We start from the raw sequence: 12,207 nt of genomic DNA on the forward strand, positions 1-12,207 counted from the left end.
TTTAGAGATTTAGGTAACGTTTACTTTTCAGGGGAAATTAATAGCGTTTCATCACCATGCCGGCAATGGTTTGCCCAATGGCCAGGGAACTGGTAGCAGCCGGCGACGGGGCATTGCAAACATTAATAATGAATTCATCTTCCAGAATCAGGAAATCATCGATCAGCCCACCGGTGCGGTCACAGGCCTGGGCGCGCACGCCGGCTCCGGCTGGAACCAGGTCATCCTCCTGAATTTCCGGTACCAGTTTCTGCAGGGCACGGGTGAAGGCGGCTTTGGAGAAAGAACGGTAATATTCGCCAAGGCCCGTTTTCCAGTATTTGAATGCCACTTTCCGGAAGCCCGGCCAGCTGATAGCCTCCAGGAATTCATCTATTTTAAAGTCGGTGCGGTGGTAACCTTCCCGTTTAAAGGCGAATACCGCATTGGGACCGGCTTCTACGGCTCCGTCTATCATGCGGGTATAATGCACGCCCAGGAAAGGGAAGTTGGGGTCAGGCACCGGGTAGATCAGGTTTTTAACCAGGTATTTTTTCTCTTCCTTTATTTTATAATATTCGCCGCGGAAGGGAATAATGCGAACATCGATGTTTTTGTGATTGATTGCGGCAATTTTGTCGGAAAACAAACCGGCACAGTTAACTAAGAGCTTTGCGGAATAAGTTTTGTTTTCAGTAATTACTTCGGAACCCTTTCCTGGAGTATTTTTGATATCCACTACTTTTTCGCCCAAGAAGATCTGTCCGCCGGCCTGCTGGAATAATTCCGCGTACTTCGCCGAAACTGCCTTGTAATCGATAATGCCGGTTTGGGGCACCACAATACCCTCAATGCCGGAACAATGCGGTTCGTATTCCTTTATTTCCCGTTCGTTTATCTTTTTAAGCCCTTTCAGGCCGTTGGCAATTCCGCGCTGGTACACATTCTCCAAAGCCGGCAGCTCGGCCGCATCAGTGGCTACAATTATTTTGCCGCAGAGGTCGTATTGAATGCCGTGCTTGTCGCAGAACTCGAGTAACTGGTGATAGCCGCTAATGCAATTGGTGGCTTTTAAACTGCCGGGTTTGTAATAAATTCCGGAATGAATTACGCCCGAGTTGTTGCCGGTCTGGTGTTTGGCAATGGCGTTTTCTTTTTCGAGGAGGGCAATAGTAAGTTGCGGCTTCTGTTCTTTCAGGCGCAAAGCAGTAGCCAGCCCCACAATGCCGCCGCCTTTAATAAGTATATCGTATTGCATGAAACTGAATTCAGATTAACCCTCAAAAGTACTAAACCAGAAGGGATTTCTCCGGCATTTTTTCAGGCAGGCAAACCTGTCATTCAAATCTTCGAAAAAGCCTGCTCCAAATCGCTTATGAGGTATTCCGGGTCTTCGAGGCCAATGTAAAAGCGGATCAGGTTAACCGGCAGCTCTGATTTATAGTTTCCGGAATTGTAGGAAGCCGCAGTAGGATAGATCAACGATTCGTGTCCGCCCCAGGAAGCTGCCATTAAAAAGTGTTGCAGGCTGTCACAGAAAAGGTCAATTTCCTGAATGCTTTCGGTTTTAAGCTGAATGGTGAACTGGCCGGAGTTGTTGCGCATTTGCCGCATGGCCAGTTCGTATTGCGGATCGGTAGGCAGGAAGGGGAAAAATACGCGCTGCACCTTCGGGTGATTTACCAGGTAATCTACCACTTGGCGGGTAGTGGCGGCAATGCGCTCCATGCGGACCGGCAGCGTACGTAAACCGCGCAGCAGCAACCAGGAATTGAACGGGGAAATTATGCCGCCCAGAGTCATGAATTCTGCCTCAAAAATTTTGGTAATGGTTTCGTGGGTGCTGCAAATAATGCCGCCCATGGTATCGGAGTGGCCGCTAATGTATTTGGTTGCCGCATGTACTACAATATCTACGCCTAAAGCAATGGGGCTCTGAAACAAAGGCGTGGCATAACTATTATCGATAATGGTCACGATGTTGTTTCTTTTGGCAATGGCACAGACCGCGGCAATATCCTGCAGCTCGAAGGTAAAGGAGTTCGGGCTTTCGAGGTAAAAAACTTTGGTATTCGGTTTTATCGCTTTCTCGTAGTTGGCAGCATCCCTCCCATCCACAAACGTAACTTCCACCCCGAAACGCGGCAGGTATTTCTTCATTAAGGTGTTGGTCCAGCTGTAAGGTTTAGCTACCGTTACAATATGGTCGCCGGCGCTGATCTGGCTCATTACGGCCGCCGAAACGGCTGCAATACCGCTACCAAACGCCAGGGCATGTTCGGTTCCTTCCAAAGCAGCTACTTTCTTCTCCAATAGATCGGTAGTAGGGTTGTTGCCGCGGGTATAAAAATCGACTTCGCTTTCGTGCTGTAAGGCGTTTCGTAAGGCATCTACCGTTTTGCAGCTGAAGTTGCTGGTCTGGATAATGGGCGGAGCCACGGAATTGAAATAAAGTTCGCGGTCTTCGCCCAGTTCGTTCAGGATGTAGGAAAGGTCCATGGCAGCAGGTTTTGAGTTTGCAGATACTCCTTTAACTCGATTTACCGCTACTGGTTTTCCGATATTTTAAACGGTGTTCCTTCCGCACTTTTTCCGGTAAAAACGTAGCGTTTTCGGCCCTGAAAAAAGCCGTAAAATTCCCCTTTTATTCTCCGGAAATCAGGCTGTAAAAAAGTTCAAAAATGGTTTTCAACCAATTACCAATAAACTTATTATCAGATACTTGTAATATCAATTTACAAGCTTTAAAACGGCATTTTTGCAACTAAAAGGGTGGGTGATTTTGTTTAAAAGTATGAAAAAGTTAACGGAAGAAAATGTAATTCCGCTGTTTGCGGAGGAAGCAAAAAAGCAGGATGAGAACTGGCGGAAATCTATTCCCGCCCAGGTTTTTCTGAACCACTTTTTCGCTATCAATTATCACCTGGAACACAGCGCTACGGACGCCGGTTTACAGCACCTGAGCTTTCTAAAAAACCATCAGGCCGATCTGAACCCCGAGGAAGTAGCTGAAATTACCCGCTTGCTGCATACCTGCTGGAGCACCGAATACGCGCTGAGGTCTACAGCAGAGTTTGGCGATGAAGCTTACTTACGGCATGCCCTTTACTGGACTTTCCCCCAGGCCTATTATACTGTTTTCTCCGGCATTCAGGCGTTTCTGTTTACGCTAGGCATTAAAACCAACAATGCCGACGTCATTCAGCGGGAAATTGGCCGGTTAGTGGTGCGGAATGCTTATCCGAAAGCAATCGGTTTTTACGCCGCCGGGCCTTACAACGATTTCAACATTCACCGCTTGCCTTTGGCGGCTTACAAAGCCGGTTTACAGATCGCGGAGAAAGAAATCGATGCCCAGGCCCAGATCGGTCAGTTTTTGCGCACTACCCGGAAACAGCGGGCCATGGCGCTACGGGCTCAGATCCAGGCCAACCCGAATACGGCCATCCGGAGCCCGAAAACCGGCGATATCCTGAACCGCTGGAACGCGCAACACTGGCAGCAGATCACCTGGCGCATGGGCTATACGACTTTCTTCGACCTGCTGAGCCGCCTGCGGATTTCATCCACGCACCGCGAAATTGAGCGCTTTGTGGAGGCTGAGATCGACTTTACCTTGTTCCATAAATCGTTGCTGAACATTGTAAGCTACCTGAACGGCGTTCATGAAAGTTACGTGGCCAAGGCTTTAGGTCTGGAAAAATACAAGCAGCTCCTGGAGGAATTACCCCCGCATCTGAAAAACAGTTTCGTGGAAGCCCGGTTCCGGGAAAAAATTCAGCCTTTATTCGGCGACGAGCAGGAGTTACAGTTGGGCGTGGCAGCTTAATTCGTTGTTCGTTAGTCGTTGTTCGGTTCTTAAGAAAAAAAGCACTGCATTGGCAGTGCTTTTGTGTTTGAAAACCGTAGCGTTTTGGCCGAAAAAACCTTATACCCCAAAAACCTCACAGGTCTCGGAGACCTGTGAGGTTTCAATAATTTCAAAGCGACTTTGCAGATTAACTAATCATTAATCACTATTCACTAATCACTAAACTACATACTGCTGAAACTTTCGATTTTTACGTTTTTCGCGCCGGCATCTTCAATGGCTTTGGTTACCACTTCTTTCATACGGTCCAGGATTCCCTGGTGGCCTTTGAACAAGGTCATGATGCTTTCCGGAACGTCTTCGCCTTCGGCGGCTTTCTGCATGGCGCCGGCCTGCTCGATCATGTAGCTCATGGCTTTAATTTTCTGCCCGCGCACTTTAATAGTCGGCGAACTGAAACGGATCAGGCCTTTATTCAGGTGTTCGGTGATCAGTTCTTCCTCCGGAATATTTTTGTCGGAAAGTTCTATCAGTTTTTTGTAGCTGTCCGGGTGCAGGAATTCCTTCATCATCGGTTCCAGCATGCCTTTTACTTTATCGTCGGAAATATGGTGGGCGTACGCAATTATATTAAAAAGCCAGTTTAGGGTACCGTCGTTTTCTTCAAAAATTAACGTGATTTCACTTTTCATAGCGCGTTTTTTAAGTTTAAGCCTATAAACGGGAATATCCGGTTTTAGATTTGCTTCCGGATCTTTCCCGCTAAAAACATAGCGATTTGTCCATATAACGGACTGAAAGCAGAATGGTTGTACCAGAAAAATTGCCGGAATCCGCGAATAATTTCTCATTTTTGCAGATTGAATTTTTTCTAAGAAACCAATACTAAAAAATGCAGCTAAGCGAACAGGAATTACGTCGCCGCCACGAACGGGAAGCCCTCATGGAAATGGGCATTAACCCCTACCCCTCTGAATTATTTGAAGTTACGGCCCTGGCCAAAGAAATAAAGGAGAATTATAAACCGGAACTGAACAATTACCAGGAAGTTTCGCTGGCCGGCCGTTTAATGAGCCGCCGCATTATGGGCAAGGCTTCTTTTGCTGAACTCATGGACAGCAGCGGCCGCATCCAGATCTACGTTTCCCGCGACGATATTGCGCCCGGCGACAACAAGGAACTCTACAATACCGTGTTTAAAAAGATGCTCGATATTGGCGACTTTATCGGCATTAAAGGTTACGCTTTTACCACCCAGGTTGGCGAAATTTCGGTTCACGTGAAAGAGCTGGTTATTCTAACCAAAAGCCTGAAGCCGCTGCCGATTGTAAAGCGCGAAGTAGATGAGAACGGCGTAGAGCACGTGTACGATGCCTTCTCCGATCCGGAATTGCGTTACCGTCAGCGTTATGTGGATCTGGTAGTAAACCCGCACGTAAAGGAAGCCTTCATTAAGCGGACCCAGCTTACTAATTCTATGCGTGAATACCTGAACAACCGCGGTTACCTGGAAGTGGAAACGCCGATCCTGCAGCCTTTATACGGCGGCGCAGCAGCGCGTCCGTTCAAAACGCACCACAATACGCTGGACATGACGTTGTATTTGCGTATTGCGAACGAACTTTACCTGAAGCGTTTGATCGTGGGCGGTTTCGATGGCGTGTACGAGTTCTCCAAAGATTTCCGCAACGAAGGCATGAGCCGTTTCCACAACCCGGAATTCACCCAGGTAGAGCTTTACGTGGCTTATAAAGATTATTACTGGATGATGGATCTGGTAGAGGAAATGGTAGAGAAAATTGCTATGGACCTGCATGGAACCACCGAAGTAAAAGTAGGCGAAAACATCATCAACTTTGCCCGCCCTTGGAAACGCTTTACCATGTACGAGGCCATCGAGCACTTCACCAAGATCGATATTTCGGAAATGGACGAAGCCCAGATGCGCGAAACCGCTAAAAAACTGGACCTGCACCTTGATCCGAACATCGGCCGTGGCAAGATTATCGATGAGATTTTCGGTGAATTCTGCGAACCGCACCTGATCCAGCCAACCTTTATTACCGATTATCCGGTTGAAATGAGCCCGCTGGCGAAAAAGCACCGCGATAAACCAGGTTTAGTTGAGCGCTTCGAAGCGATCTGCAACGGAAAAGAGATTTGCAACGCTTTCTCCGAGCTGAACGATCCGATCGATCAGCGCGCCCGTTTCGAAGAGCAGCTGGAGCTCGGCAAACGCGGCGATACCGAAGCAATGGTACTGGATGAAGACTTTTTACGGGCGCTGGAATACGGTATGCCGCCAACTGCCGGCTTAGGTATTGGCATCGACCGCCTTTCCATGATCATGACGAACTCCAACTCCATTCAGGATGTGCTGTTCTTCCCGCAAATGAAGCCGGAAAAACCGGAATAAACGATACTGTTCTTAATGCAAAAAGGCCTTTTCTTTCCGGAAAAGGCCTTTTTTATACCGATTAATTAATTTCTATAAGGAAACCGAAGACTAGGTTTTAAACAACCTCCCTCATTCTACTTATTTCAGCTGAAACTTGTACTTCAGTTGGTTTTTCGATTTAATACCCACATATCAGTCTCCTTTAATCAGTTAACCGATATAGGTATTTATACGGGCGCACTTCGGCCTAAGTTACAGAAAATTAACGCGTAGCGCCAAATTAGCTTGTTGCACCACCACCTGCAGAGCCTGCACCGCCGGCATTGCCGCCCATGCCGCTACCGGTTCCGGCAGTTGTAGAACCGCCACCAGTTGTAGAAGCACCGCCGGAAGTAGATCCAGAACGGTTTCCTGCACCACCAGTAGTAGAACCAGTGCTACCTTGGCCATCGCCTTTGTTCATGCCCAGCATAGAAGAAGCGCTGTCAATTAAAGCTCCGGCATTCATGCCTTCCATTTTCGACATGGCATCCTGCAGTTTTTTCTCTAAATCTTTACCTAATTTGGAAGCAGATTTTTTCAGGGTGTCGCGGGTAGCGGTGCCGCTGTCTGGCGCCATTAATAAACCGGCGATAACTCCGGCACTGGCACCGGCTAATAGGGCTAAGATGATTTTTCCGCTATTGTCTCTCATAGTATTATAAATTTATAGTAAATTGGTTATGGTTGTTAACCGGAATCCTAAACGTTTGTAGCTGAATAAGGTAGCCCGGTACCCTGCTTAACGTTTATTCAAATATTAAGTTTTATTAATATGTAAAAAAAAGCAATTCTGAGGCTCCCTTTTTGCCGCAAGCCAATCTTTAAGTCCTCTTAAATATAGTAAAATGCTAATATAAAAACAAGCTCCCCCGCAGCCAATTTTGCGAAGGAGCCTGCTTCTTTAAAATTGGTTCGCTTAAACCAGTCCGTTTATCCAGCGGACCAGTTCCCGCTTCGATTTACCCAGTTTAATACCCAGGTTACCCAGGAGCTCATCTTCCTTGCCTTCCACATAGGTCAGGTCCTGGTCGGTAAGGTCGCCGTATTGAGATTTCATTTTGCCTTTAACGGTATCCCAGTGCCCTTGCACCTGCAGGCTGTCGCCGGCGCGGGTCAGGCCCATGTCTTCCAGCTTATCCATCGCCACCCGGAAGGTATTATCCAGCTGGTCGCCTAAACGCATCGCGCTTCTTCTTAAGCCGTCGATGGTATCTTTGCCGCTTTCCGGAGCCATTAAAAGCCCGGCAATTACGCCGGCACTGGCACCGGCCAGAGCCGCGATCCAGACTTTATTGTTGCCCTGGCCATTAGCGTGGGATTTGGTTTTTTTCTTTTTTCTCAGGGCTTTGCCGGTTCCGTATTGCCCGCTTACGGTAGATGCCGTTGTAGCATTGTGTTCTAAATGTACCCGCTTGGCGCCTGTATTGTTTTTTCCGGTGTTCATAGTTTAAATTAGGTTAGGTTTATACAAAGATTTGCCCGGATCCGGAGCAAGTTCAAAATTCGTTCTAGAGTCATTAAATGTATTAACCGGAGCCGGCATTCATCTTTCTTAATTCCTTTATTGAATAGAATCAGATGAACTTTTACAATGCCTTCCGGATAATTTCGGCTTTAAAAAGGGAATTCAAACTACTCAGGTTGATTTACCCGGCTGTTTTTAAACGTGAAATGCTATACGGGATGGTTACATTTTAGTTCACTATTTTGCAAACCATCTTAATATTTTAGCCGCAAGGCCTCAACCTGAAAACGAACCGGCATAACTATAGTATAAACAGTATATTTGAGCTGAAAAAAAATTCCTTTATGAAAAGCTTACTCTTACTCCCGGCTATTGTTCTGGCCATTTCCCTGGTCTCCTGCAAAACCCCAAAAGAAACAAAAAAAGAAACTCCGGTAAGCCAGGAAAAATCCTGCATCGATCCTGCCAAAATAAACCCCGATGGCGTTTGCATTGAAGTGTACGACCCGGTTTGCGGCTGCGACGGTAAAACCTACGGCAATTCCTGCAAGGCTTCCAATGCCGGGGTTACCTCCTTTACCAAAGGCGAGTGCCAGTAATTCCTTTTTAACCTGAAAACCCTACCCTATTATGGCCGAGAAAAACTATTTTATTCAGGACAAACCTTTCCGGGTACCCACCACCGACGGCAAAGTAATTAACGAGCATTTTGGCCTGGCTACCACCCGCACCAGGGAGTACAGCATTGCGCACATGATCGCGCCGCCGGACTGGAGCGAGCCACACCAGAAACCGGAATTCGATGAAGTAACGCTGGTGCTGCGCGGCAAAAAACGCATTGAAGTAGACGGGGAAACCATTGATCTGCAACCGGGGCAATCCATCTTAATAAAAGGCGGCGCCCGGGTCCGTTATTCCAACCCTTTTGAAGAGCCCTGCGAATATGTTTCCTTCTGCGTACCGGCTTTCGATATCAATACCGTGCACCGGGAAGAAGGTTAATGTGCTAATTGTTTAATGTGCAAATGTGTTGATGTGGTAATTTCTTCTAGCAAAAAAGATATAAGAAACGGCTTTTTCCTTGAATGCTGTGCCGGTCCTTTTTCTTCAATAAGCTTTGCTACTTTAGGCCGACGAGGTTCTTCGCTATCGCTACCCATGACGTAATTAGAAACTGCAAAAAATATTGCGTCACCCTGAGCACAGCGAAGGAACTCGTTGGCTCCCGGTAGAGGGCATACTACTAAATTCCGACAAGGTCCTTCGCTGTGCTCAGGATGACACTTACCAGTCGGCACCAGTACTGGAAACGAACTTTTGATGCATAGTAACTTTCAAAAATATTAATCCAAATTTTCTGCACTTAGGATGACTGCATTTTAAAATTCAGCCACCAATTTTCTACAAATAGCCTGAAAAACAAAAAGCCTCTGAATTGCTCCAGAGGCTTTTTGTTTAAAATATTTCAGCAGCAAATTAACTGTTTGCTTCCTGTTTCTGGTTCTGGTAGATCATATTCACTACATCTTCGGAAATACCCATGCTGGAAAAACCGCCGTCGTGCATTAAGTTCTGCATGGTTACTTTGCGGGTCAGGTCGGAGAACATCATGATGGTGTAGTTTGCGCAATCTTCGGCGGTTGCGTTGCCCAGCGGGCTCATTTTGTCGGCATAGTCGAAGAAAGCATCGAAACCACCTACGCCGGTGCCGGCGGTAGTCATGGTTGGCGACTGCGAAATGGTGTTTACGCGTACGTTTTTCAGTTTGGCGAAACGGTAACCGTAATTGCGGGCAATGCTTTCCAGCACGGCTTTGGCCTGCGACATATCGGTATAATCCGGGAATACGCGCTGGGCAGCAATGTAAGTAAGAGCTACAATAGAACCCCATTCACTCATTGCATCCTGCTTTTCGGCTACGTGCATTACTTTATGGAAAGATAAAGCGGAAATGTCCAGGGTTTTCTGGAACCACTCGTAATTCAGGTCGCCGTAATCTTTGCCTTTGCGGATGTTCGGGCTCATGCCAATGGAGTGCAGTACAAAGTCGATCTTGCCGCCCAGAATTTCGGTAGCCTGCTTGAACAGGTTTTCCAGATCTTCCACCGAAGTAGCATCGGCCGGAATGATCTGCGCGTTGCATTCCTCGGCCAGTTTATTGATCGCGCCCATACGCATCGCCAGCGGCGCGTTGGTGAGCACAAATTCCGCTCCTTCTTCTTTTGCTTTCAGCGCCACTTTCCAGGCAATCGATTTTTCATCCAGCGCCCCGAAAATTATTCCTCTTTTTCCTTTTAGCAGGTTATAAGCCATTTTTCGTCTTTCGTTATTCGTTGTTCGGTATCCGCGTTTGCCAACGCAGAAAATAATCATGCAATATTGTCAATTCCTATGAAAGCTGAAAATCTGAATCCGGAAATTTAAACCAAGCTATGGAAAACGATATGAATTTGACCTTAAAAAGCACCGTAACAAAAAACCTCACAGGTCTCAGAGACCTGTGAGGTTTTAAAATCGAAAATACGAACTTCGAATAATCGAATCTACTTCCTTACAAAGCCAGCAATTCCTTCGCGCTTTGGTAAGCATTGGAGCTTGGGTTGGCACCGGCAATCATCTGGGCAATTTCTTTTACGCGTTCTTCTTCGGTTAATTTCCGGATATTAGAAACGGTGCGGTCGGCGCGGTCCTGTTTGTAAACGAAGTAATGCTCGTTGCCCTGGGCGGCCATTTGCGGCAGGTGGGAAATAGCGATCAGCTGGTGTTTTTTGGCCATCTGCTGCATCATTTTACCTACTTTCACCGCAATTTCGCCGGAAATACCGGTATCGATTTCGTCGAATACGATGGTTGGCAAGGCCGTTTTATCCGCTAAAAGATATTTTACGCAAAGCATTAACCGGGAGAATTCTCCGCCCGAAGCAGCTTTGCTTAAGGTTTGCGGTTGAGCGCCTTTGTTCGCGCTGAACAGAATGGAAACCAAGTCGAGGCCGGTCGGGCCGGGGGTTACGGTTTGGTGCTCGATCACAATTCTGGCATTCGGCATTCCGAGTTCGGAAAGTAAGGTATGCAGCTCGGCTTCGAATTTCGGGAATACTTTTTTGCGGCTTTCGGATAGGGTTTTACCGGTAGTCTGCACTTCGGCAAAGGCTGCTTCCATGTCCTTTTTGGTCTGGGCAATGGCCGCATCCAGGTTGTGTACGCCGGAAACCTTGCCTTCCAGTTCTTCCTGCAGCAACAGCAATTCGGCCACAGTCCGCACCTGGTGCTTGCGCTGCAAGGTGTAAAGCACATTCAGCCGGTCCTGAATAATTTCCAAGCGTTGCGGATCGGCTTCGGTGCGGCGTTCGGCCGTTTCCACTTCGGCGGCAATATCGTTCAGTTCGATCAGGGCGCTGTCGAGCCGTTTCTTTAGCTCTTCGTAGCTATCGGCATAAGCTGCTACCTGACCAAGTAAGTGCGAAGCGTCTTTCATGGCCATTACCACGTTCATTTCGCCTTCCGACAAATATTGCAGCGCCTGCGAAAGTTTCAGCTTGATCTCTTCAGCGTGCTCCAGTTGCTTTAGTTCTGCTTCCAGTTCTTCCTGTTCGCCGTCCTGCAGTTTGGCTTCTACCAGTTCGTTCAGCAGGAAAGTATGGTAATCCAGCTCTTTGTTCGATTGCGCCAGTTCGTTTTCCAGTTTCCGGAAAGCGGATTCGAGCTTCTTGTAGCTTTTATAGGTTCCCTGATACCGTTCCAGTACCTGCTGATTGCCGGCGTACAGGTCCAGAATATTCAACTGGTAAGCCGAATCGCCTAATTGCAAAGTATCGTGCTGCGAATGGATGTCCATCAGGAAAGTGCCAATCTTGCGAAGACTTTCCAGCGTTACCGGGGTATCGTTTATAAAAGCGCGGGACTTTCCGGTAGGGGTAATTTCACGGCGTAGAATGCAGTTCGGATCGTAATCGATGTCTTCGGCCGTGAAAACCGGTTGCAGATTATATTCTGCAATATCGAATACGCCTTCGATCACGCATTTCTGTTCGGTATTGAAAAGCAGTTTGGAATCGGCGCGGTTGCCCAGCAGAAGCCCAATCGCGCCGAGCATGATGGATTTACCTGCGCCGGTTTCGCCGGTAATCACGTTCAGCAAGGGCGAAGGCTGCATTTCCAGCTGCTCTATTAAAGCGTAGTTCTGTATTTTAAGGTCTACAAGCATGTATCAGCGAAGCGTTTCAGAGCGAAAGCCCTGTTTAGTAAGTATCCGGCCGGGTTGTAAACAAGCAATGCCGGATATTTTAATACACAAAGATACGGCAGAAAATTCGTTTAAAGTGCGGTGAATTATGCGGTTACCCGAGAATTTTCCGGAGCTGGTTTTCTGCCGATTTTTGAATTTGAAGATTTGGAAATTTGAAGATGGAGGAATTTTCGTAATCCAGATCTGTAGAGACGTAATATATTACGTCTCCATTCAGGGCAGCTACAGCAGTACTATATTGGTAATCCAGCTACAAGCTTGAAACA

General features: G+C 47.3%; 11 protein-coding genes. 4 read left to right on the top strand and 7 right to left on the bottom strand.

Annotated features, from left to right (window positions below; translation table 11 throughout):
* Nucleotides 1–37 precede the first annotated feature (37 nt).
* Together lhgO and F0P94_RS15565 are read right to left on the bottom strand one after the other, a co-directional pair.
* Entirely contained in the window at nucleotides 38–1,237 is a 1,200-nt protein-coding gene (gene lhgO / locus F0P94_RS15560; protein ID WP_150904837.1) for an L-2-hydroxyglutarate oxidase, read from the bottom strand.
* Nucleotides 1,238–1,320: 83 nt separating this feature from the next.
* Nucleotides 1,321–2,478, bottom strand: a complete 1,158-nt coding sequence (locus F0P94_RS15565) for a trans-sulfuration enzyme family protein (protein ID WP_150904838.1) — start codon at nucleotides 2,476–2,478, stop codon at nucleotides 1,321–1,323.
* A 295-nt stretch (nucleotides 2,479–2,773) separates the two neighbouring features.
* Here F0P94_RS15565 and F0P94_RS15570 point away from each other — a divergent pair, with 295 nt between their 5' ends.
* Nucleotides 2,774–3,808, top strand: coding sequence for a hypothetical protein (locus tag F0P94_RS15570; protein WP_150904839.1), 1,035 nt, complete (start codon nucleotides 2,774–2,776; stop codon nucleotides 3,806–3,808).
* Between the two features lie 206 nt (nucleotides 3,809–4,014).
* On the opposite strand, the gene F0P94_RS15575 is transcribed toward F0P94_RS15570, so the two are convergent.
* Nucleotides 4,015–4,482, bottom strand: coding sequence for a hypothetical protein (locus F0P94_RS15575; protein ID WP_150904840.1), 468 nt, complete (start codon nucleotides 4,480–4,482; stop codon nucleotides 4,015–4,017).
* A gap of 200 nt (nucleotides 4,483–4,682) precedes the next feature.
* On the opposite strand from F0P94_RS15575, the gene lysS reads away from it, so the two are divergent.
* Nucleotides 4,683–6,206: a lysine--tRNA ligase gene (gene lysS, locus F0P94_RS15580; protein ID WP_150904841.1), complete on the top strand. Its 1,524-nt coding sequence runs from the start codon at nucleotides 4,683–4,685 to the stop codon at nucleotides 6,204–6,206.
* Between the two features lie 262 nt (nucleotides 6,207–6,468).
* Here lysS and F0P94_RS15585 read toward each other — a convergent pair whose 3' ends face one another.
* Together F0P94_RS15585 and F0P94_RS15590 are read right to left on the bottom strand one after the other, a co-directional pair.
* Nucleotides 6,469–6,882: a YtxH domain-containing protein gene (locus F0P94_RS15585; RefSeq protein ID WP_150904842.1), complete on the bottom strand. Its 414-nt coding sequence runs from the start codon at nucleotides 6,880–6,882 to the stop codon at nucleotides 6,469–6,471.
* A 264-nt stretch (nucleotides 6,883–7,146) separates the two neighbouring features.
* Nucleotides 7,147–7,674 (bottom strand): YtxH domain-containing protein, encoded by a 528-nt coding sequence (locus F0P94_RS15590; protein WP_150904843.1) that lies wholly within the window; start codon nucleotides 7,672–7,674, stop codon nucleotides 7,147–7,149.
* Nucleotides 7,675–8,039: 365 nt separating this feature from the next.
* On the opposite strand from F0P94_RS15590, the gene F0P94_RS15595 reads away from it, so the two are divergent.
* Entirely contained in the window at nucleotides 8,040–8,294 is a 255-nt protein-coding gene (locus F0P94_RS15595; RefSeq protein ID WP_150904844.1) for a Kazal-type serine protease inhibitor family protein, read from the top strand.
* A gap of 31 nt (nucleotides 8,295–8,325) precedes the next feature.
* A complete protein-coding gene (locus tag F0P94_RS15600) occupies nucleotides 8,326–8,697 on the top strand; it encodes a cupin domain-containing protein (RefSeq protein WP_150904845.1) in 372 nt (123 codons plus the stop codon).
* Nucleotides 8,698–9,171: 474 nt separating this feature from the next.
* On the opposite strand, the gene F0P94_RS15605 is transcribed toward F0P94_RS15600, so the two are convergent.
* Entirely contained in the window at nucleotides 9,172–10,008 is an 837-nt protein-coding gene (locus tag F0P94_RS15605; RefSeq protein WP_150904846.1) for an enoyl-ACP reductase FabI, read from the bottom strand.
* A gap of 238 nt (nucleotides 10,009–10,246) precedes the next feature.
* Nucleotides 10,247–11,899, bottom strand: coding sequence for a DNA repair protein RecN (recN, locus tag F0P94_RS15610; protein ID WP_150904847.1), 1,653 nt, complete (start codon nucleotides 11,897–11,899; stop codon nucleotides 10,247–10,249).
* Between the last annotated feature and the right edge of the window lie 308 nt (nucleotides 11,900–12,207).

Source organism: Adhaeribacter soli (genome assembly GCF_008727925.1).
GTDB lineage: Bacteria > Bacteroidota > Bacteroidia > Cytophagales > Hymenobacteraceae > Adhaeribacter_A > Adhaeribacter_A soli.

What these genes read in the sequence shown, in the direction of transcription:
- F0P94_RS15575 (WP_150904840.1), bottom strand. Translation starts at nt 4,482, where the DNA reads ATGAAAAGTGAAATCACGTTAATTTTTGAAGAAAACGACGGTACCCTA.
- F0P94_RS15605 (WP_150904846.1), bottom strand. Translation starts at nt 10,008, where the DNA reads ATGGCTTATAACCTGCTAAAAGGAAAAAGAGGAATAATTTTCGGGGCG.
- F0P94_RS15590 (WP_150904843.1), bottom strand. Translation starts at nt 7,674, where the DNA reads ATGAACACCGGAAAAAACAATACAGGCGCCAAGCGGGTACATTTAGAA.
- F0P94_RS15595 (WP_150904844.1), top strand. Translation starts at nt 8,040, where the DNA reads ATGAAAAGCTTACTCTTACTCCCGGCTATTGTTCTGGCCATTTCCCTG.
- lhgO (WP_150904837.1), bottom strand. Translation starts at nt 1,237, where the DNA reads ATGCAATACGATATACTTATTAAAGGCGGCGGCATTGTGGGGCTGGCT.
- F0P94_RS15585 (WP_150904842.1), bottom strand. Translation starts at nt 6,882, where the DNA reads ATGAGAGACAATAGCGGAAAAATCATCTTAGCCCTATTAGCCGGTGCC.
- F0P94_RS15570 (WP_150904839.1), top strand. Translation starts at nt 2,774, where the DNA reads ATGAAAAAGTTAACGGAAGAAAATGTAATTCCGCTGTTTGCGGAGGAA.
- F0P94_RS15565 (WP_150904838.1), bottom strand. Translation starts at nt 2,478, where the DNA reads ATGGACCTTTCCTACATCCTGAACGAACTGGGCGAAGACCGCGAACTT.
- F0P94_RS15600 (WP_150904845.1), top strand. Translation starts at nt 8,326, where the DNA reads ATGGCCGAGAAAAACTATTTTATTCAGGACAAACCTTTCCGGGTACCC.
- lysS (WP_150904841.1), top strand. Translation starts at nt 4,683, where the DNA reads ATGCAGCTAAGCGAACAGGAATTACGTCGCCGCCACGAACGGGAAGCC.
- recN (WP_150904847.1), bottom strand. Translation starts at nt 11,899, where the DNA reads ATGCTTGTAGACCTTAAAATACAGAACTACGCTTTAATAGAGCAGCTG.